At 70.5% G+C, this 21,549-nt stretch carries 6 protein-coding genes; 4 read left to right on the top strand and 2 right to left on the bottom strand.

From position 1 onward, the window contains the following. Window positions 1-33: 33 nt before the first annotated feature. A complete protein-coding gene (locus SGFS_RS18260) occupies window positions 34-2,703 on the bottom strand; it encodes a right-handed parallel beta-helix repeat-containing protein (protein ID WP_286251610.1) in 2,670 nt (889 codons plus the stop codon). After that, entirely contained in the window at window positions 2,700-16,379 is a 13,680-nt protein-coding gene (locus tag SGFS_RS18255) for an actin cross-linking domain-containing toxin (protein ID WP_286251608.1), read from the bottom strand. Before SGFS_RS18255 ends, SGFS_RS18260 begins: the two co-directional genes overlap by 4 nt. A gap of 203 nt (window positions 16,380-16,582) precedes the next feature. Here SGFS_RS18255 and SGFS_RS18250 point away from each other — a divergent pair, with 203 nt between their 5' ends. The 4 genes from SGFS_RS18250 to SGFS_RS18235 all read left to right on the top strand — a co-directional run bounded on the left by SGFS_RS18250 (window position 16,583) and on the right by SGFS_RS18235 (window position 21,542). Then, a complete protein-coding gene (locus tag SGFS_RS18250) occupies window positions 16,583-18,838 on the top strand; it encodes a coiled-coil domain-containing protein (protein ID WP_286251605.1) in 2,256 nt (751 codons plus the stop codon). 92 nt (window positions 18,839-18,930) lie between these two features. Beyond that, the gene (locus SGFS_RS18245) at window positions 18,931-19,230 is read left to right on the top strand and encodes a hypothetical protein (RefSeq protein WP_286251603.1); all 300 of its coding nucleotides are present in this window, start codon (window positions 18,931-18,933) and stop codon (window positions 19,228-19,230) included. Between the two features lie 372 nt (window positions 19,231-19,602). Beyond that, window positions 19,603-20,178: a sigma-70 family RNA polymerase sigma factor gene (locus SGFS_RS18240; protein ID WP_286251602.1), complete on the top strand. Its 576-nt coding sequence runs from the start codon at window positions 19,603-19,605 to the stop codon at window positions 20,176-20,178. Next, window positions 20,175-21,542 carry a hypothetical protein gene (locus tag SGFS_RS18235; RefSeq protein ID WP_286251600.1) on the top strand — a complete coding sequence of 456 codons (1,368 nt, stop codon included), beginning with the start codon at window positions 20,175-20,177 and terminating at the stop codon, window positions 21,540-21,542. The genes SGFS_RS18240 and SGFS_RS18235 overlap by 4 nt, the downstream gene beginning before the upstream one ends. The last annotated feature ends 7 nt before the right edge of the window (window positions 21,543-21,549 follow it).

Below are 21,549 nucleotides of genomic sequence, written 5' to 3'. Positions count from 1 at the left end.
GGGTTGGTGAATCGGGTCGATCGAGTTGGCAGATCAAACTGACTGGGGGATGTCCTCCGGCTTCAGCGTCATCACGTCCGACTCCGACGCCTCCGCCAGTTCGGCGACGCGGTACGCCTGGCGTTCCGTCATCGCCTGGAACAACTGGCGTGCCGTACGGCCGTTGCCGAAGCCGCGGTCGCGGGGCATGGCGTCGAAGCGGGCGGTGAGGGCCTCGCGGGCGGCCGGGCCGAGTTCGTACTGGTGCTGTGCGGCCTGGTGCTCGACGATGCTGACGAGTTCGGCGCTGCCGTAGTCCTCGAAGAGCAGGGTGCGGTTGAAGCGGGAGGCGAGGCCGGGGTTGGAACCGACGAACACCTCCATCTCCTTGAGGTAGCCGGCGACGATCACCACCACGTCGTCGCGGTGGTCCTCCATCAGCTTCAGCAGAGTGGCGATCGCCTCCTGGCCGAAGTCGTTGGACCCGGCGTACTGGGTGAGGGAGTACGCCTCGTCGATGAACAGCACGCCGCCCCGGGCCTGCTGGAAGACGCGGGTGGTCTTCGGGCCGGTGTGACCGACGTACTCGCCGACCAGGGCCGAGCGGTCGGCCTCGACCAGGTGGCCGCGCTCCAGCAGGCCGACGGCGGCCAGGATGCGGCCGTAGAGCCGGGCGACGGTCGTCTTGCCGGTGCCGGGGTTGCCGGTGAAGACGAGGTGGCGGCTGAGCGGGGGCGGGGCGAGGCCCATCTCCTCGCGGCGCCGGACCATCCGCATCAGCTTGACCAGCGACGAGACGTCCTGCTTGACGCGGTCCAGGCCGGCCAGCCCGTCGAGCTCGGCGAGGAGGTCCTCGATGGTGTCCTCGGGGGGTGCCTCCGTCTCGCGGGCTGTGGTCTGCGGGTCCGTTCCCGGGCTTCCGGCGGCCGTCAGCGACTGTTCCGCGCCGCCGGTCGGCAGGGAGGGGTTCTTGACGTCCCGCGACAGGCAGTCGTCGAACACCGGGCGGGCGCCCTTCTCCAGGGCCACGTCCTCCTCGGAGTCGCGGACCAGGCAGCCGCGCAGCACGGGCGCGCCCCCGGCCGACACATGCAGCGCCGGGAAGGCCGTGCCGTCGCCGCCCGCGCCGGCGAAGACGCAGTCCTCGAAGGTGCCGCGGGCCTTCTCGCCGACGAACAGGCTGTTCTTGCCGGTCCGCGCCACCGTGACGGACCTGACCCGGGGTTCGGCCTGCGGGCCCACGACCAGGCCGGAGCCCGCCGCGTCCCGTATCGTGCAGCCCTCGACGCTGGGCGTGGCGCGCTCGCCGATCACCAGGCCGGCCGTGCCGGTGCCGCTGATCCGGCAGTCCCGCAGCACCGGAGTCGTCCCCGTGCCGCAGGAGATCCCGGCGCGCTCGGCGTCCGAGACGTCGCACTCCTCCAGGACGACCGTGCCGGTCGACTCGGTGGTGATGCCGGCCCGGCCGCGTACCACGGAGAGGCCGCGCAGCCGGGCCTCGGCCGCGCTGTCGATCTGCACGCCGGTCAGCCCGCAGTCGGTGATCCTGCCGCCCTCGACGGTGAGCCCGGCCCGGTCGGTGGCCCGGATGCCGTGCTCAGCCGTCGATCCGATCCGGCAGGAGGTGAGCGTCACCCGGGAGTCGTCGCAGGCGTGGACCGCGCTGAACGAGCACGCCGTCATGTCGCTGGTGGCCATCCGCACCTCGGAGCGGTCGCCCGCGAGCAGCCCGTTGGCCCGGCTCCCGGTCACCGACGTGCTCTCGGCGGTCAGCCGGGCGGAACCCCGGGCCACCAGACCGGAGCCGTGCGCCCGGTCGACCTGGCAGTCCACCAGCTCCGCCCGGCTCTCGCCCTCCGCGCTCACGCCCGGCCCCGAGCCGTCCCGCAGCCGGCAGCCCCGCAGCAGCACGTCCCCGCTGCCCGAGACGGCGACCCCGTCCGCGCCGGTGCGCAGGATCTCGCAGTGGGTGAGGAGCACACCACCGTCCCCGCCGTCGGCGCGGGGCGAACTGCCCAGCACCCGTACGCCCTCGGTCGCCGTCTCCTCCACGCGGCAGTCCAGCGCGGCGACGGCCGCCCCGTCCTCCACCAGCAGCCCGCTGCGGCCCGGCCCGGAGACGCGGCACTCGCGCAGTACGGCCCGCGCATTGCCCCGTACACGGACGCCGGACCCGGTGACCCGGCGTACCGTCAGCTCCGTGGCCTCGGCGGTCGTGCGGGAGCCGATGACGACTCCGGTGCCCTCGACGTCCTCGACCACGACCCGGGTCAGCCGGGCCGAGCCGGTGGTGTTGAGGTGCACGGCGGCCAGTTCGGCGCGGGAGACCCGGCAGTCCGTCATCAGCAGCGACGCGTCCCCGCCCGCCTCGACCCGGCCGCCGGAGATCACGCACGCGTCCAGCTCCAGGTCGCCGGAGCCGACGAGGACGGTGGGCAGGGCCGGGTCCTGGCCGGTCAGGGCGATGCCCTCGACGCGTACGCCGGGGGCGGCGACCTCCAGCACGGGCCGGCCCGGGGACGCGGCCAGCAGACGTACGGCGTGGTCGGGGCCGTCCTCCGGGAGCAGGCGTACCGCGCGGTCGAGGAGCAGCTGTTCGACGTACTCGCCCGGGGCGATCCGGATCTCGTCGCCGTCGCGGGCCGCCCGCAGGGCCGAGGCGATGCTGCGGTGCGTGCCGCGGCCCTTGGGGGCGACCCGGTGCACGGTGGCGGTGGGGGTCACGTGAGTTCCAATCCCTCGATGGGCGAGTCGGACGAGTCGGCTGTGGAGGCGGCCGGTTGCTGCGGCGCCGAGGTGGACGGGGGCGGGGTCGTCTTGGGCGCGGCCGGGAACGACCGGCCGGGGCTGGGCAGATTGTTGCCGTTCTTCTTGTCCTCCTCAGTGATCACGTAGGTGAGATACCGGGACAGCGCGGACTCCGCCCAGCCCATCCCCAGATCGCCGAGGCCGCCCTTGTGGAAGACACGGGCGCCGGTGCTCAGATGCCAGATGTTCCGCGCCAGACCGGTGCTGACACCGCTGAACGCGGACGCGCCGGCGCCCCACAGACCGGCCAGCAGCGCGTCCGCGCCCTTGACCTCGTGGCCGTTGACGCCGAAGACCGACGCGCTGATGGCGTTGCTGACGAAGCCGCTGAGTGCGCTGGTGGTGATGCCGACGGTGTTGGCGTAGGTGGCGGTGCGCCAGCGGGTGACCTTCTCCTGGGCGGCGAACTCGGTCGCCCAGTCGTCGGTCTGGGTGGCGGTGGTCTGGTTGGGGTGCCCACCCCAGTCCCGCGTGCCCATGCTGGTCTTCAGCCAGCCCAGCCGGGTCTGGTTGTACAGCACGTTGAGCCCGCTGCTGAAGGTGCCGCCGACCCCGCCGGACAGCAGCGCACGGTAGACGTCGACCTTTGTGACGTCGCCGTCGTTGACCGCGGCGGTGATGGCCAGGTTCGCGGTGAAGTCGGTCACGAAGCCGGTGGTGAACGAGGTCAGCGCGCTGCGGAGTTCGCGCTGCCACATGGGCATCTCGACGGACACCCCGTTCTTGACGTCCTGGAACACCCCGTGCCACACGTCCTGGACCTCCCGCAGATGGCCCATGATCTCGGCGTCCATGCCGCGGAAGTCGAACTCGCGGCCGATCAGCGTCCAGCCGTGGCTGCCGGGCAGACCGACCTCGCCGCCCACCCGGGGCAGGGCCCCGTTCAGGAACTCGGGGAGCTTGGCCGGCCCCGAGGTGCTCCACCGGCCGAACGCGTCGGTCGACCAGACCCGTCCGGTGTACGTGCGCTGTTCGACCAGGTGGCCGTTCTGGAACTCCCGCCACTGGCCCCACTGCTTGTCGGTCTCGCGGTGGCGGACGGTGTCGCCGTCGACCTTGACCCGGTCGCGGAAGACCTTGCCCGCGTCGTACTCCTTCCAGACCTCCGGGTCGACGCGGACCGTGGCGCGCGGCTCGAAGTGCTGGGCGGCGTCGGCGAGCAGGTCGCGCAGCGACACCCTCTGCTGGACGCCCTCGGGGCGTACCGGCGGCTCGGGGGTGACGATCTCGTACGCGTACTCGCGGACCCGGCCGCCGTCCCGCTGCCGGACCACCTGGTCGTCCACGAGGTCCCGCCAGTGGCCCCGCCCGATGTCGTCGTAGACACGGGTGCCCTCGGAGTGGACCGTGCCGTCGGCCGAGGTCTTCGTCCACTTCCAGGTGCCGTCGGCCTGCTTCACCGTGTCGACCCAGGAGCTTCCGGTGTCGGTGGCGTTGCGCTCACGGACGAGGTTGCCGGCGGCGTCGAAGTCCTGGAACGAGTCGTCCCAGGGCCGCGAGTAGAGCGAGCCGCGGTTCTGTGTGCGGACCCCTTCGCCCAGCACGGTGTCGGGGGCGCTCGGGTCGTACGACTTCCAGGTCCACCGGCTGCGGTAGGGGCTGCCGGACGACTCCACGATCGTCCCGTCCACCAGGTCGCGGCGGCCGGAGATGTGCTGCTGGGCGTTCTTGTCGACCCAGGTGCCCGCGTTGTCGTCGAGACGGAGTTCCGCGGTGGTGGGTGCGTCGAACAGGTACTCCCGTGCCCCCTCGCCCTGGCTGCGCAGCCGTACCCGTTCGACGCCCTGGTCGTCGGTGAAGAGGTCCCGCCACCGGCCGTTGCCGTCGACGTGCCGGGTGCCGGTCTGGCCGCTCGTCGTGTCCCGCCAGTGCAGCTCGTACGAGCCGCCCTTGCGGAACTCCGGCACGGGTGCCCAGCGGGTGGGGTCCTCCAGGCTGCGGCCGATCTCGACGAGGTCGCCGTTCTCCAGCTTCCGGCTCTCGCGCACGACGCGGCCGAACTGGTCGACGTCGACCCAGTTGGCGCCGGTCGGGTTGAGCCGGACGCCGGTCACCCTGGTGCCGTCGGCGGCGATTTCGGTCCAGTGGCTGACGCGGTTCAGGGACTTGCCGGCGAACAGGTCGCGGAAGAAGCCCCTGAACGGGCTCTCGCCCGCCGCGCTCTTCCAGAGGAAGGCGGGCGGACGCATGTCGGCGAACCGCCGCACGAACAGGCTGCCGCCGTCGGACAACGCCTCCAGCCGCTCGATCTGGACGTTCAACGGGGAGAAGCCGGTGTGGTCGCCGGGGTCGATCCGACCGCCGGCGGGGGCGTGACCGAGCACCAGAGCATGCTCGTCGTACGTCCGGGAGCCGTGCACGACACCGCCGAAAGGCCAGGTCTGGCCGCGGCTCTGGGCGACCCGCTCCACGCCGGTGGCCGGGTCGAGGAAGGTGTCCTTGAAGCCGACGTGGTTCCAGCTCCAGTGGCGGGTGCCGGACAGCGCCTCGGTTCCGCCCCCGTCGAAGCGCTGCCACGTCCAGTGACCGTCCGCGCCCTTCTCGGCACGGACGATGCCGCCGTCGACGGCCTTCGTGTACGTCCGTACGTCAGAGGTGTTGAGCACGCGCCAGGAGCCGGTGGGCACGTCGTGGTACGTGCGCTGGTCCACGTCCCCGATCCGCTCGCCGTGCCGGAACCGGTTGCCGGAGGTGTCGAACTCGGTCCACCGGGCGTGGCCGAAGCGGTCCCGGGCGATGTGCAGGGTGTTGCCGTTCTTGAGCAGTTCGCGCTCGAAGAGGGTCACCTTGGCCGGGCCGGCGCCGGTCAGCTTGAACTGACCCGTGCCGGACCTCTCCACCGTGGCGGTGTCGAAGCGGCCGGTGAACGGGGTGCCGGAGGCGTCGGTGCGCAGGGCCTTGCCGGCCGCGTGGTCGATGGTCCAGTACTCGCCGGTGGGCTTGCCGCTCGTGCCGCGGATGGCGACGGTCTCCTCCAGCAGCGTGCCGCCGCTCGCCTCGAACACCGTTCGCTCCAGCGGCTGCGAGCCCTTTCCGGTGGGGATCAGGGCGATCCGGCCGTCGTCCAGGAACTCCACGCGTACGCCGGTGAGTTGCTGACCCGCCGAGTCCAGCACCTGCGGTACGCCGCCGGGGGCGTCGGCGTCGAAACGCAGGACGCCCCGATCGCCGGGCAGCCGCACATCCCGCAGGACGTGCACGCCCTCGGGGCCGTAGTGCCAGCTCGTGGTGGATGCCGCGTCGGTGATGGTGAAGCCGCCGCGCGGGTTCGGGGTCGCGTCGAAGAGGTTGTCGGCGGAGCGCGTGCCGACGAAGTCGATCGAGACGGGCGTCCACGGTCCGCCGTCCGCCGAGCGGCCGGTGATCCCGAGCTTCAGCCCGTCCAGGTCGCCCGGGCCGCCCCTGAGGAAGACCTCCTGGTAGGCGAGTTCACGGTTCGGGCCGAAGCCCAGTGTCACGTCCGACGGGGTGTGGTGCACGGTGTAGCGGCTGCCGCCGGGCCCGCCGTGCGGTGTGGGCGTGACGGTGAAGTCGCCGAGGACGCGGCCGGCTTGGGACCGGATGTCGTCGAGGCGGGTCGCCAGGGGCAGGCTGAGGTAGTCGCCGAGGGTGGTGACGGCGTGCTGTCGCAGAGTCTGCCGAGCCTGTCCGGTCATGTGCCGCAGCTGGTCGTTCAGCAGCTCCGGGCGCAGACCGAACCGGTCGAGCGACACGGCGGCGTCGTCGGCCAGCCGCTGGATCCCGGGCAGGTCCAGCCCGTGGAAGGCGCCCGAGTCGGGCGCGGCGTGCAGGAAGTCCATGGCTCCGGCGATGTCGGACATGTTCGCCGGGGCGCCCTCCGGCGCCGAACGCAGGACCGACGCCTCATCGAGCGTACTGTCGAACATGCGGGCGAGATCGGCGTCGTCCAGAGCGCCGCCGAATTCGCCGAGCTCGTCCAGCCGTACGGGTGCCGCGTCGGGCCCGGCGCCCTCGGTGAAGCGCAGGAATCCGGAACCGTCCGGGGCCGGCAGGTCGCGGAAGGCGAGGCGGCCCGTGTGGTCGAAGTGGAAACGCGACCCGGTCACCGTGTCGCTGAGGGTGAAACCGCCGGACAGCCGCCCGGACAGCTCGCCGCTCAGCGGAGCGAGCCGGACGGAACCGGCGGTGCCGGTGGGGGCGAGCACATCGACCATGACCCGCCCGGTGCCGTCCATCGCCGGGTCGATCCTCACCTGGAGCCGTAGCCCCTCCGGCAGTCCGTCGAACGCGAGAGCGGTCTCCCGCCCGAGGAAGGTGCCCTCCGGCCCGAACGTGAACCGGGTGGTGCCGGTCGGATCGACGACGGCGAACCTGCCACTGTCGTCGAGCAGTTCGACGGTGAAGTCCGACGCACGCAGCTGTCCGGTCCCGCCGGGGGCGCGGTCGGTCAGTTCGAGCCGGTACGAGCCTTGCGGTGCCGTGTCGGTCGCCGGGAGGCGGGTCACCTGCAGGTCGAGGTCCGCCAGTTCGTCGACGCCGGACAGCGGCACACGGAGCGGTTCGGCCACACCCTGGGGTTCACCGTCCATCCGCCGCAGGTTGTCGAGGCGCGCCTGGAGAGCCTCCAGATCGGCGTCCGACAGGTCGCCGAGTTCCGAGAGCGAGTCGGTGCGCGGCGAGTCGGGGCCCATGACGCGGTTCATTTCGTCGGCGTTCAGCGGCCGTACGTCCCGGACCAGGTCGTTCCAGAGGTCGTCGACGAGTGCTCGTTCCTCCGGGCCGAGACGGTCCGGTCCCGGGAACCCGTCGGTGCGCGGCGCCTCGGGGCCCGTGAGGCGGTTGAGGTCGTCGAGGGGGCCCCGCACGCCGCCCGCCTCGTCGAGCGTACGGTCGAAGATGCGCGCCACATCACCCAGGTCACCGGCGAAGTCACCGAGATCGCCGAGTTCGTCGAGCCGGACCGGCGGGGTGCCGGGCGCGGCGCCCTCGGTGAAGCGGAGGAAGCCGGAGCCGTCCCGGGCGGGTACGTCCCGTAGCGCGAGGCGGCCGTCCGCGTCGAAGTGGAAGCGGGCGCCGGTGACGGTGTCGGTGACCGTGAAGCCATTCGACAGCCGCCCGGCGAGCGAGCCGTCCATCGGGCCCAGCCGGAAGGAACCGGTGAGGTTCGACGGCCCGCTCAGTTCGAGGACCCTGGTCACGGTGCCGCCCGTTCCGGGGGCGATCGTCACCTTGACGCCCAGGCCGGCCGGGCCGTCGATGCCCGCCAGCGTGAGCGGCAGCTCCTGTTGGCGCAGGGTGCCGCCGGGTTCGAACCGCCACACCGCCGTGAGCCCGTCCGTGTCCGGTACGGGCACCCGCACCGTCAGCTCGCTCAGCGCACCGGACGCGTCCCTGACCGGCGTGAGCGTCGCACCCTGGACGGGCACCCCGTCCGGGCCGACCACCCTCGGCATCGGGTTCAGGGCGTCGTCGGTGAAGCGCAGTGCCAAGTCGGTGCCGGTCAGCGGCAGGTCCCGGTGCTCCAGATGCCCGAGCGCGTCGAACTGCCAGCGCACACCGCCCTGCGGACCGGTGGCGGTGAATCCGCCGCTCTCACGCACGGTGACCGAGGTGTCCGGCAGACGCACCGGGCCGCCCTGGGCGGTGAAGTCCAGCACCTCGATCCGGACCGACGCCGGGACGGTGTCGGTCGCCGGAATCTCCGTGATGCGCAGCCGCAGCCCCGTTACGTCGTCCAGCCCGGACAGTGGCACCTCCCGCACCGAGGAGACCGGAGCGACTGGGGAGTCGAGGGACTGCCTCAGGACGGTGGGGCCACTCAGGTCCAAGACCGGCCCCTGCATGATCCGCGGCAGGTCGACGCTCGGCACATTCGGGCCGCCGACGCCGACGCCGACGCCGGCCACCGGCACGTCCGGGCCGCCTGTGCCGGCCACCGGCCGCCCCAGCTCGTTGGGCAGTGGCCCTGTGCCGACATGCGGGGCCACCGGCGGGGCGGAGGATACGGCGGAAGCAGGGGGCATGACGACCGCGGGCCTCGTGGTGATGTCCTGCCACGTCCGCGGGTGCTGCACGCTGATCCACTCGGCCTTGTGACGGGCTGCCGCCATCCTGAGGATCGAGTCGGTGCTCTTGTTCTGGTAGATCCGCTCGGCGTCCGGATCCCTCGGGAACTCCGCGCGGTACCAGTCCGCGAAGGCGTCCCTGTTCTCCGGCCCGGCGACGAAGTTGTTGATCTTCTGGACCGCGGCACCCCGGTTCCCGCCCAGCTCCGCCAAGGGATCGGTCACCACGGCGACGGGGGCCTTCTCGTGCGGTACGGAGCCCTTCAGCTCGTCCGGGACGGACCGGAACTCGAACAGCAGGGCTCGTTCTCCGCCGACGGTGGCGTTGTTGATGCCGCGTCCGGCCACCTCGTTGCCGTTCAGGATGTACTGCCTGGCCGCCTTCCAGATGGACTCGTCACCGATGGCGGGGGTCTCGCGGAGGAGCCTCAGCGTCATGGCGCGGTCACCGGACGACAAGGAGTCGAGGACCAGGCTCGGCCTGGTCCGGGGCAGCACACCCCACTCGTTCTTCACCGCCGGATGGGTCAGCCCGCGGTACGGCGCCGCGCCGGCCCAGTCCTCGATGGGGATGCCGTGCCTGTTCACCAGGTCGGATGTGAAGTCGATGACGGACTTCACATAGGTGTACGCGTTCTCCACCTGCTCGGGCGCGTCGAGCGTCTCCCGGGAGAGCGCCGTCAGTAGAGCGTCGTCGTTCCGGAAAGCGGGCTTGTACCAGTGGGCGTGGTCCGCGAGCACTCTCAGCTCGTGCGTGGCACGGCTGCCGAAGTCCACGGCCCTGATACCGATCGTCGCCTGCTGTTGGGTGGTCGGCATGGAGACGGAGGGCAGTCCCTCGAGTTCCAGACCGGTCCCGGCCGCGATGACGTGCCGGTCGCTCGTCACCTGCAACCTGTAGAGGCCGTCAGGGCTGATCACCGATTCGAGCGGCTTGTGATTGTGGACGCCGAGCCGGTCCTTGAAGACGTCGAGCAGCCATTGTGTGGCGTCGTTGCGGGCGCCGATCGCCGCATGGTCGCCCAGACGCGAGGGATAGGTGATCAGTTCCACGGTGTGCGTCTGCCAGTTTCCGCGCTGCGCCATCGTGAGGTCCGCGGGGTTGCCGTACCTGCCCTTGCCCATGTCCTTCGTGACCATGAGCAAGGGTTCGTCGGTGTCGACCTTCGACACGAAGGCGAAGGTTCTGTCCGCGCTCTCCGGGAGAGCGACGACGAATCCGCCGAGTTCGCTCTCGGTGCCGATGGAGGGGGCTGGGAAGGACGTGTCGAATCCCGGTGCCACGGCCCGCGAGGGCCTCGCGACCACCGGTATCTCGGGCACGTGCGCCCGGGGAGCAGCGGCGGGAGCCGGCGGCGGGGCGACGCGGGGCGGGGCGGGAGCCGGCGGCGGGGCGACCCGGGGCGGGGCCGGGATCGCCAGGCCCTCCATGGACACGCGCTCGCCGGTCGAAACCGGTCCGGTGAGATCGGTGGCCACGTCGTCCAGAACGCTGTTCCCGGAGGTGGTGGTGAGCGGGAGTCGCTCCGAAAGAGGGCCGCCGAGAGCGTCGAGGGCTGTCATCGGGCCCACGGTCGTCTCCGGCACCGTCGTCCCGGACGTGTCCAGCCGTGTCGAGGGAGCCCCGTCCCCCGGAAGATCCACGAACCGGCCGCCCCTGTCGAAGGTGAACCGGGCTCCGGTCGCCGTGTCCGTCACCGCGAACCCGCCAGGCAGCCGCTGGGCCAGATCCCCCTCCAGCCGTACGACGGAGAAGGCGCCCTCGCCCGCGCCCGCCACGGTCAGCCGGACCGACGGAACCACTCCGCCGCCCGGCAGCTGCGTGAACGTCGTGGTCAGCCGGGCCCCGGTCAGCGGACCGCCGCCCGGGCCGGACAGCGCCAGCTGCTCGGACAGCCGCGTACCGTCCAGGTCGAACCGGCCGATCCAGGCCCCGTCCGGTGACTGCACCCGCACACCGGTGACCACGTTCAGCGCGCCCCTGACCGGTTCGACCACCGCGCCGCCGGGCAGCGGCAGCCCGTCCGTGCCGACCAGCCGGGGGAGTGAGCCCGGTCCCGGGGCGGCGTCGAAGCGGAGGAAGCCGTCACCGAGCGGGAACCGGATGTCGCGGAACTGAAGGACCTCGTCGGCGCCGAACACCAGGCGTACGCCCCCGGCCTGGTCGGTGAGCGCGAACCCGCCGTCGTCCAGCGGTGTCCGCTGCCACTCCATCCGTATGCCCGGTACGCCGCTGAACTGCTGGGGATCGAGCAGAACCGTTTCGCTGCGGGGTGCGGGCGCGTCGAAGCGGTCCAGTCGGAAGTCGTCCGACAGATGGCCGAGGTCCAGCTCGCCGCCCGCCTCGTCCAGCTGGTTGACGCCGTCCAAGGAGGTGATCTCGTCGAGGTGGTCGAAGCCGTCCAAGGAGGTGATCTCGTCGAGGCGGTCGAAGCCGTCCAAGGAGTTGATCTCGTCCAGGGAGCCGGCCCCGTCCCAGTTCCTGGCCCCGCCCAGGTCCAGCTGGTCCAGCAGCTTCAGCTGGTCGTCGACGGACAGCCCCTGGAAGTCCAGCGCGCTGATGCCCGACGTGCCTTCCCCGGACGCCTTGATGTCCGCCGCCAGCTCGGGCAGGGGGTTGCTGCCCTTGAAGTTGGGGTTCGGGATCCACTCCAGGAGGTTGTGCTGGGCGTCCATCCGGTACGCGCCACGGATGAAGTCCGAGGCGATGCCACCGGGGAAGGCGATCTCGTTCTCCGATGCCCAGCCCGATGCCCTCCAGGCGTCCGTGCCCATGGAGCGTTCGAAGGTCTTGCCGACGTCGATCCCGCCGGACGCCTCGATCTCGAACTTGAAGACGCCGTCCCAGAGAAGGTTCCTGTCGGTCGTGGTGCTCAGGAACGCCGACGGCTGGCCGGTCCTGACCATGACATCCAGGCTGGTCTCCAAGGGGTCGCGGACGGTGAACCCCTCGCTGAAGATCTGGTCCAGCCCGCGTTTGCCGCCGATGCGCCACAGCGTCTCGTCGCCTTCGCGCCACACCGGAGCCGGGGTGATGGTCTGGATGTCGATGGATCGGTCGGCCGCGAAGGCCAGCCGGTCCAGTTCCCCCGCCGAGGGCAGGGACACCTGGTCGAGGCCCGTCCGCGGTGACGGCGGGAGGGAGACCGATGCCAGGTCGCCGAGGCCCGTCGGCCGACCGTCCGGGCCGAACCTGGTGACGACGCCGTCGGGCGCGGTGACGGTGAACACGCCGTCGGTCATGTCCACCCTGACGTCGGGGACAACGGTTCCGGCGTCCGTCTTGAGTACCCAGGTGGGGTTCTCTCCGGGCTCGAACGTGATCCACCGGCCGGTGGGACGCCCCAGGTCGTCCAGCATCCGCAGTTCACCGACGCGCAGTTCCAGCAGCCGGCCGGAGTTCGTGCCGGCCGGAGTGCGCCACTCGACGGACACGGGCTTCACCTCGAAGTCCGTCTTGAACGTGTCCGACAGACGGAGGTCGCCGGCGGCTTCGTCGAGACCATGGAGCGCAGTGCCCGTGGGCACCGAGCCACCCGCGACCTCGGGTCCTGTCGCCCTGGCGTACGGACCCTCCAGGTAACTCCTGGGAATGGTGCCCTTGATCAGCCACTCCTGGTCACGGGTGGTGTTCAGCAGGACGCGGACATCTCCGGCGATCTTGCCGATCGCGTCCTTGCCGCCCCGGCCCACGACATTGACGTCGTTCTTCCTGAGGAAGTCGAGGACGTCGTTCCGGGAGCTGTTCCCGGTGAGCCCCGAGAAGTCGAGACGCTTCCCGATGGTCCGTGCGATCTGGTCGCCGATCAATTGCTGGAGGTTTTGGGCAGGGAGAATTCCCACGTTCTCCAGCTTCCCGGCCTTGATGTCCAGCCCCAGCTTGTAGACGTCGAGGGCGAACTCCGTGTCGCCGTAGACCTTCTCGCCGCCGGACACGGCGAACGAGGTGAAGGGACTGTTGCTCTTCCGCTCCGCGATCTCGGCACCCGCCACATGCTGGAAAGCGGTGGTCCTGCCTTCCGGGTTGGCCGGGATCATTCCGATGTCGGGATCGAAGTGCGATTTGCCCAGGCCCTTGGCATCGGCCTCCAGCGCGTGGAAGTCGTCCTGCCGGATGAGCTTGACGCCGCGCAGTTGTTCCAGGTCGACGTTCGACATGAAGAAGTCGTCCGTCTTGAGCACCAGCTGCGGGGTCTCCATGGGAGGGAGCCCGGAACCGGAGGCCCGGCCCGCGGACTCCAGCAGGTCCGTGGGCACCGCGATCGGTGTGGTGGTCGGCGCGGCCGGTACGAACTTCAGGGAGTCGACGGTCGGATAGGGGCCCGTCAGATACTCCTTCGGAATGGCCCCCTGCACGAGCCAGGTATTGTCGCGGCGCACCTGCAGCAGCGTCTTGATGTCCGTCGTGACCGAGGCGCTCAATTTCTTCGGCACGTTGTACTCGGCGAGGAATTTCTTGATTTCGTCGTTCTTCGTCATGTGGGTGAACTTCGACGGGATCTCCAGAGTCGAGTCCCCGACGGCGAACCGGATCTCCTTGAGGATCTCCTGCTGCAGTTCGGTGTTGGAGAGTATCCGCACACCCTTGACGTTGTCCGCACCGGCTTTGATGTCGTTGCTGAGGGATACGAGATCGAGCCCGATCTCGCTGTCCCCGAAGGGCTTTCCGGTGCCGCCGGGCGCGGAGAACGCGGTGAACTGACTGTTCTCCTTGAACACCTTGGCATTGGCGGTGGACACCGCCTGGAGCGGTGTGATGGTGCCGTCGATCCTGACCGGTACGAGACCGTCCGCGGTCAGCCGTGTCTTCGTGCCGGACTTGCCCACCGTCGCCGAGAAGTCCGCGTCCTGCCGCACCAGCCAGTGGATTTGCGGCATGGACGGCGTCGTCACCTCCGGCACGACGGGCACCCGCACCGGATCCACACCCTGCGGGGCGGCCGACGGACCCGCGGGCGACTCCAGCCGGACCGGGATGCCGTCGAGCAGGGGTCTGCCGTCCAGGCCGATCCTGGTGACGAGGCCGTCGGGCGGGGTGAGGGTGAAGACGCCGTCGGACATGGTCACCTTGACGTCGGGGACGATCCCGGAGTCCGCCTTGAGGACCCAGTTGACGGTCGGCCCCGGCTCCATGGTGATCCACTGGCCGGTGGGCCGCCCCAGGTTGTCCATCAGTCGCAGTTCACCGGTGGGCAGGGTGGCCGCCGGGCCGTCCACGCGGGTCATCATCACCGTGACGTCCCGGCGGACCGTGTCCAGGTTCATCCCCAGCCGGTCGAACGCGGTCCGGGCCCGAGTGAAGTCGATCTTCGCGGCGCTCAGATCCAGCTCGGCCTGGGCGCGGCTCAGCGGCGGTACGTCGGTCAGCGCGTCGATCTCGGAGAGCTTGCGGCCGGCGGTGTCCAGCTGGAACTGGCTGGCCTGGGTACGCACCCAGGTCTGGAAGCGTTCTGTGGCGAGCTTGCCGGTGGCTCCGCCGGTGACGATGTCCCGCAGGGTCAGGGGGGTGGAGCCCGGGCTCTTGGCGAGCGGGGGAGCGGTGAGGTCCGTTCTGGCCGGTCCCAGGCCGAGCAGGTCGCGTGCGGTGCGCGTGTCGTCGTCGGCGTCGGGGATCAGCCGGGTGAGGTCGTCGAGATTGATCCCGAGCTCGCCCAGACGGTCGGTGCCGGTCGTCGTGTTCCAGGTCGGGACCCGGGTGTCGGCCGGGCCGAGGACGTCGACCTTCACCCCGTCCTTCAACTGCACCCGGACGTCGACCGGATCGGTCTTCCCGATACGCAGGACGACCCCGTCCGGCGTGACGTTCACCAGGTCGATCTCGCCGTCCAGGATCTGCCGCACCTGGAACTCGGTCAGCCCGCCGAGCCTGCCGTCGAAGCTCAGCTCCGCCAGGTCCGTCAGGTCGTCGAGGGGCTTGAGGAGCCCGGTCCCGGTGCGCTCCATGCCCGTCAGGGTGTCCAGGTTCCGCAGCTGGTCCCCGAGCCGCTGTCCGCCGGGGACCGTACCGACCGGCAGTCCGATCGTGTCGAGGGTGTCCACGGTGTTCAACCGGACGCCCACGTCGTCGAGACGGCCCGGCATCCGGACGGGTGTGGTGCCGGGCAGGGAACTGAAGCCCCGTGTACGGGGTGCCGTGACCGAGGTGATCGGGATGTCGGCCAGTTCGTCGAGGGTCTCGTTGAACTCCGGGGTCCCGGGGACGGCGAGCCGGTCGGTGTTCGTGGCGTCGAACGGGCGAAGGTTTCCGCCCCGGTCGAGGTTCCGCCCGGTCAGCTCCGCGAGGTCCCCGGCCAGGGAACCCGTCCTGCCGAGTGTGCTGAGGGGCCGCGAGGTGAAGTGCATGCCGCGATCGATGAACCCCATACGGGCGGCGCCCCGGTAGCCGAACCGGGCGATCTCGGAGTACCGCATGGGCAGCAGGGCCGTCATCGTGAGCCGGCCCAGGCTCATGACCGTGAAGACGCCCAGCCGCGTGGCCATGTTGCCGCCGATGAACGCGGTGGACTGATGGAAGTCGCGGGCCAGCGCGGACCAGCCCTGCCGCCATGTGCTCCGGGCGAATCCGCCCATGAACCGCAGGGCCGATCCCAGCAACGCGGGAGTCTTGGACAGGACCCGGGGCAGCGCCATGAACCCGCTGGCGGTCCGGCCGGCGAGACTCCCGCCGAACCTGGCCAGCCCCTGCCCGGCCAGCGACAGGAGTTTACCGGGGGAGGAGAACAGCATCCTGCCGCCCCGGAACAGCAGCCGCCCGCTCGCGGAGAGGGCGCTGCTGAGGGCCTTCCCGCCCGACGAGAACAGGCGGCCCAGCCCGCCGAGAGTGGTGAGGCCCTTCGTCGACGGGAACAGGATGCCCAGGAAGGCGAGGCCCAGGCTGAGGGCGTTGCCCTTCCCGGTGGCGTAGTCGAAGAGGGCCTTGGCGAAGAGCACCACGCCCAGCCCGAAGGCCAGCAGCCCCAGGGGGCCGCCGATCACCATCGCGATGATGGTGACCACCAGCGCGACGATCTCCAGGACCTTGAAGAACGTCGACACGAACCGCTTCCAGAAGCTCTTCTTCGGCTTCTTCACGGGCCGCGACACCAACCGGGACGCCTCGCGCAGGGCATCCTCCAGGATCTTCGCCTCGGCCTGGATGGTGTCGATCTCCGCGTCCACCTCGTTGCGGGCGCGGGTCATCTCCGGATCGTTGTCGGCGAGCGGCTGACCGCCGACCCGCTCCAGCGCGGCGACGGTGTCGGCGGAGTTCTCGGCCCGGTCCTGGGAGTCCCCGAGGGCGCGCGCGTAGCGGGCCGTGGCGTCGGCCGCCATCTCGAACGAGCGGTTGATGTTCGCCATGAACGTCTTGAGCTCGTCCTTGACGTACGTACGCAGCGCGTCCGCGGTCCGCCCCTCGAAGCCCCCGTCCTCGGCCTTGGCCAGCAGGGCGTCGAGGCCGCCGCTGACCCGCCCGGCCAGGTCGCCGAGGTCGCGCAGTTCCTTGGTGATGTTTTCGACGGCGCCGGGATTCCCCGTCACCGGATTGCCGGTGAATCCGACTCTGCTCCACTCGTCGGAGGTGGCCAAGGAGTCCTCCACGCGGTCCGGGACTTGGGGTATCGACAGCAGACGTACCGGGGTGGGCCAAGGGTTCAAGAAAGTGGCGCACGCCACAGTTTTCGCCGGTCAGTGCGGTGCGGACGAAATTCTTTTGAACCATCCGGACCCGGGTCCTCGTCTACAGGGCGGTTCGGCATCGACACGACCGCTTCGAGGAAAGGACGGCGGACATGGTGCGCGTCTCCTACGACTACGACCTGATGACCGTCCTCGCACGCCATCTGTGGCACCTCCGCGACGAACTCGACGTCACCTCGCAGTCGGACAAGACGTTCGCCGCGGGGGACATCGGGCCCCGCCGGGAGACGGCCGAGGCGCTGGAGGACTTCTACGGCGCCTGGAAGAAGTCGTTCCGAGAGGGCTGGCAGGTCATGACCGACCTCGGCAACCTCCTCGACAGGGCGGGCAAGGCCTTCTACGACCAGGACGCCTCCCAGGCCGCCGGCGTGGCCCAGCAGGTCACCGCCCAGGTCCGCGACGAGGCCACCCGGCAGAACGAGATGCGCAAGCAGAAGCTGGTCGACCTGCGCCGCGCGGATATGGCCAGCAGGCTGGAGGCCCGCTACAAGACCCAGCAGGCGCGCCTGAAGAAGGAACAGGACGCCCTGGCCGAGAAGCGGCGGAAGATCGACGAGCAGAGCGCGGCCCAGCAGAAGCGGCAGGAAGAGCTCAACAAGGAGCAGGAGGAGCTCGCCAAGAAGCGGGAACCCCTGGTGAAGCAGCAGGACGAACTCCAGGCCGAGCAGCAGCGGCTCTGGCAGGAGGAGAAGGACCTCCTCAAGCAGCGCGAGGAGAAGCTCCAGGTCAAGCGGGACGAGCTGCAGAAGGAGTACGAGGCCCTCCGCAAGGAACAGGAGCCCCTGCTGAAGCAGCAGGAGGAACTCCAGCGCAGGCAGCAGCAGCTCTGGGAGGACGAGAAGGCCCTCCGCGCGCAGCAGGACGCGGCCATGGAGAAGAAGGTCACCGCTCTCGACCAGGAACAGAAGGCCTACGACGGCAAGCAGGACGCCCTCCAGGAGCGGCAGGAAGCCCTTTGGAGGGAACGCGAGACCCTGCTGAGCAAGGGGCACGCCACCCAGGCGGACCTCGACGCCTGGCAGCGCAAGCAGGACGCCCTGGCCAAGGAGCGGGACGACCTGTGGGAGAAGGAGGGCAAGGGACTCGCGGAACGGTGGGACGCCCTGGAGGCGGAACAGCGCGACCAGGAGAAGGCGTTCGACCCGCTGAACGAGCGGCAGCGGCAAATCGACGACGAACGCGAGGCACTGAGCCGCGACCAGCAGCCCTTCTCCGAGCGGCAGGACGAACTACAGCAGAAGCAGAAGGACCTCTGGGCCCTGGAGCGGTCGACGCAGAAGGAGGTCGAGGACGCCGTGAGCGAGAAGCAGGACGACCTCGACGCCGAACGCGCCGACCTCCAGAGGCGAATGGACCCCCTGGACCGGGAGTCCGAGGACCTCACGGCCCGCCAGAAGAAGTTGTGGGACGACCAGGCGGACACCGAGGCCGCGCAGACCGCGCTGACCGAGGAGGAGAAGCCCGTCCAGCAACGCCAGCAGGACCTCCAGGACAGCTTCGGCGAGGAGCGCGACAAACTGCGCGACTGGAATCCGGCGCCCGACGAGGACGTCGGCCAGCTCAGGGGAATGCGCGGTCAGCTGGACGATCTGCCCGCCGAGACCTTCGTCCCCAAGGGCTTCACGATCGACGACGCCAACAACACCACCACGGTGTCGTACCAGCTCGACCAGAACGGTGAGATCAAGCTCGACAAGAACGGCGACCCCGTCGAGACGACCACCACCGTCACCAACAAGAACACGGGACTGTCGTACTCCGAGACGTACCACCCGCTGTCCCGCGACGGCGACTCCGTGACCACGATCCGCAGCTCCGACGGCGCCGTCACCAAGGTCTACATGGACTCCGACCCCGAGGGATCGCCCGACGGGTGGATGAAGCGCTACGTCACCGACGAGACCGGCCGCGACACCCTCCAGATCTGGACCAAGCGCCCGGACGGCGACTGGGAACTGACCTTGGACAAGGAGACCTACCTCAACTCCGAGGCGGGCAAGCAGGACGTCCAGCAGCGCCTCGATCGGCCCCCCGCGTATCTCACGGTGGAGAACCCACTGGTCGACGCGGGCGGCCGTCCTTCCGGCTCCACCGCTCCGGGGACGACGACCACGGTGCAGGAGGGCGTGACCCGGACCGACTACACGGGTGCCGACGGCTCCGTCACCAAGGTCGTCACCAACGAGAACACCGGGACCCGCTTCGTCGCCGACGGCAGCAACAACGAGATCCAGGAGATCTGGCAGCGCGCCGAGGACGGCAGCTGGTACCTGAGGGAGTCCATCACCCAGCACGAACGCATCAGCGCCGAACCACCCCTCGGAACCCTCGGCGAGAACTGGCGCTGACCCCACACGGTGCGCCCCGCGCCCCGCCCCCCAAAGCTCCCGCGCTGCTCTTCCCACGCCGCCGGGTCCATCAACAGAAACAGAGGTGCACCATGCCCAAGAACGTCATCGACGACGAGGAAGTCGAAGCCACCGCGAAGAAGCTCGACTCCGCCGTCAGCGACACGCTGGTCCCCCAGCTGTCCTCGCTGCAGGCCGACGTCGAGAACCTCCTCCAGGGCGGCCTGCTGCTGACCGCGACCAGCCCGAAGATGCAGACGTCCTACGCGAACTTCAACAAGTCGCTGACCGAGGCTGTGAACAACATCACGCAGTTCTCCAAGCAGTTCAGGGACATCTGCAACGCCGTCAACAACCTGGACTCGCAGATCGCCGGCGGCATCCCCAGCTGATCTTGTCCAACCCGAGCCGGGACGCCGACCCGGACTCCCCCTCGAGTCGGCATCCCTTCCGCAGGGGCGCCGGTCCTTCCCCCGGACCGGCGCCCCTGTTCGTGTTTTCGGACGAAGGAACTGTCGATCGCCTGTCGTTTGTTTCAACGAGCCAACATTCGGGTCGCAGACCGATCGGTAACCTCAGGTTCCCCTCAGGACCCCTTGAAAGCTACCGAACCACTCATAGACTCCCCCTTGCGGAACCTCACGTTCCACCCATGAATCGTGAGGTCACCCCGGGTACCCGTGCTCAGACCTGCCCAGCCACGCCGCAGCCGCGGCGCCCGACCGGACCGGCACAGAAGGCTTACGCCGGCCCTGGGGGAACCTATGAGAACGTCCACGCCCAGCCCCGCTCCGACGGGGTCTGCTGCCGTCACCGGCGAAAGAACGCCCTCCGGCGACGGCTCCATCCGCAGGCTCTACGAAGAACATCACGGTCCGCTTCTCCGCTATGTGTCCGGTCTGATACGCGGCGACCGGCAGCGGGCCGAGGACTTCGTCCAGGAAACCCTGGTACGCGCCTGGCTGAGCACCGAGAACCAGCCGCCGGGTTGGTCACCGTCCCGGTCCTGGCTGATGAGGGTCGCGCACAACCTGGTGATCGACTGGGCCCGCCGCGAGCGGCCGCACACCGAGATCCAGCACGAACACACCCTGGAGGAACACGCCGAGACCGTGGACCCCATGAGCCAGGCCGTCCAGCGCCGCTTCCTGGTCCACGCCCTGTCCCGGCTCTCGCACCCCCACCGCGAAGTGCTCTTCTACGTCTACGTCCTCGGCTGCACCGGTCCCGACGCCGCCGACGCCCTGGGCATACCGCCGGGAACGGTGAAGTCCCGGACCCACCACGCGATTCGGGAGCTGCGCCGCCGGCACCCGGAGCACGCGCTGGCGGCGGCATGATCACGGCCGCCCTGACGAACCCGGGCCAGGGCACGACCGGCCCGACCGCCCCCGACCCGACGTACGGCTCGGTCCTCGCGCTGGGGAAGCCCGGCGATTCGGCCCTCACGGTCCTCATCGTGGCCGCGGTCGTCCTGCTGCTGCTCGTCCTGCTGCTACGGCACCTGATCCGCAAGCGGGGCGGCTGGCGGCGCTTCCGGCGGCGCGCCGGCCGTGAGCTGACCCTGACCCGGCGGGCGTTCGGTGAACCACTGCGCGCCTGGCGGCGCCACCGTCGCGGCGTACGCGCCCTGGCCCGTCAACTGTCCGATCCGCGAGGCGGCCTGCTCGTACGACGGCTGCTGGACGCGGCGGCGGCCGCCCTGGCCGACGCGCCCGGGGCGGTTGCCCACGCCGTGCGGACGAAACCCGGACTCGCCGCCGTGCAGATCGCCGCCCGCCCCCTGCCCGAGCCGCCCGCCCCCTGGGAGCCGGCCGACGAGCCCGGCCCGCAGCGCTGGGAGCTTCCCCTCGCGGAGGAGGACGAGCTGCCCCAGGGCCGGCCTCGCGCCGGCGGGCACCTCCGTCCGCTGCCGGTCGCCGTCGGCATGGCGGACGACGCCTGCGTCCACCTCGATCTGACCGCCGGACCACGGCTGATCACCGTCGAGGGCGACGCCGCCGCCCGGGCCCGGCTGATCCAGGCACTGGCCGCACAGCTGGACCGGCCCGGCAGCGGGGCCTCGGTCACCGTCACGGACGGGGTCCATCCGCAGTACCGGGGGCGGCGGCTGGACGCCGTACTGCGAGACCTGGAAGAGGCGACCGAAGGGCACGGGGAGACCGAGGACGCCGATGAGTTCGACGAGTCCGGTCGCGCCGCCACGGCCGTGGTCGTCTGCGCCGCCCCCAGCCCGGAGCAGGCGCGGAGGCTGAGCGCCCGCGCCGCCTCGGGTGCCGTCGTCTGCCTGGTCGACGGCCGGGTGGCGGGGCACAGCTGGGCCCTCCGCATCGACGCACGTGGCCGCCTGGTCGCACCGGAGCTGGGGCTGGACGCGGACTCGGCTCCGCTGGGCAGAGCCGTGGCCGCCGCAGTCCGGGCGGACCGCCGTCGGCTGCGCCGCGAGTCGGCCCCGCGCCGGGGCACACCCACGCCGCAGCCGCCCCGCACCCGGGAAAGTCGGCCGGGGGAACTCGAGGAAACCCGGCAATTCGAGGAAACCCAGGTGCTCGAGGAAGCCGAGGTCTTCCAGGAGGAGCCACCGAAGCCCACTCTCCAGGCCACGGCCCTCGCCCGGACCACCACCGGATCCGACCTGCTCGCCGAGCCGGCCGCCGCCCTGGAGCGCCCCGCCTCGGCCTCCTCCGGAACACGAGAGGACTAGGGCGTGT

Origin of the sequence: Streptomyces graminofaciens, from assembly GCF_030294945.1 — a bacterium.
Taxonomy (GTDB): Bacteria; Actinomycetota; Actinomycetes; order Streptomycetales; family Streptomycetaceae; genus Streptomyces; species Streptomyces graminofaciens.
This window is presented reverse-complemented; position numbering and strand designations above follow the sequence as displayed.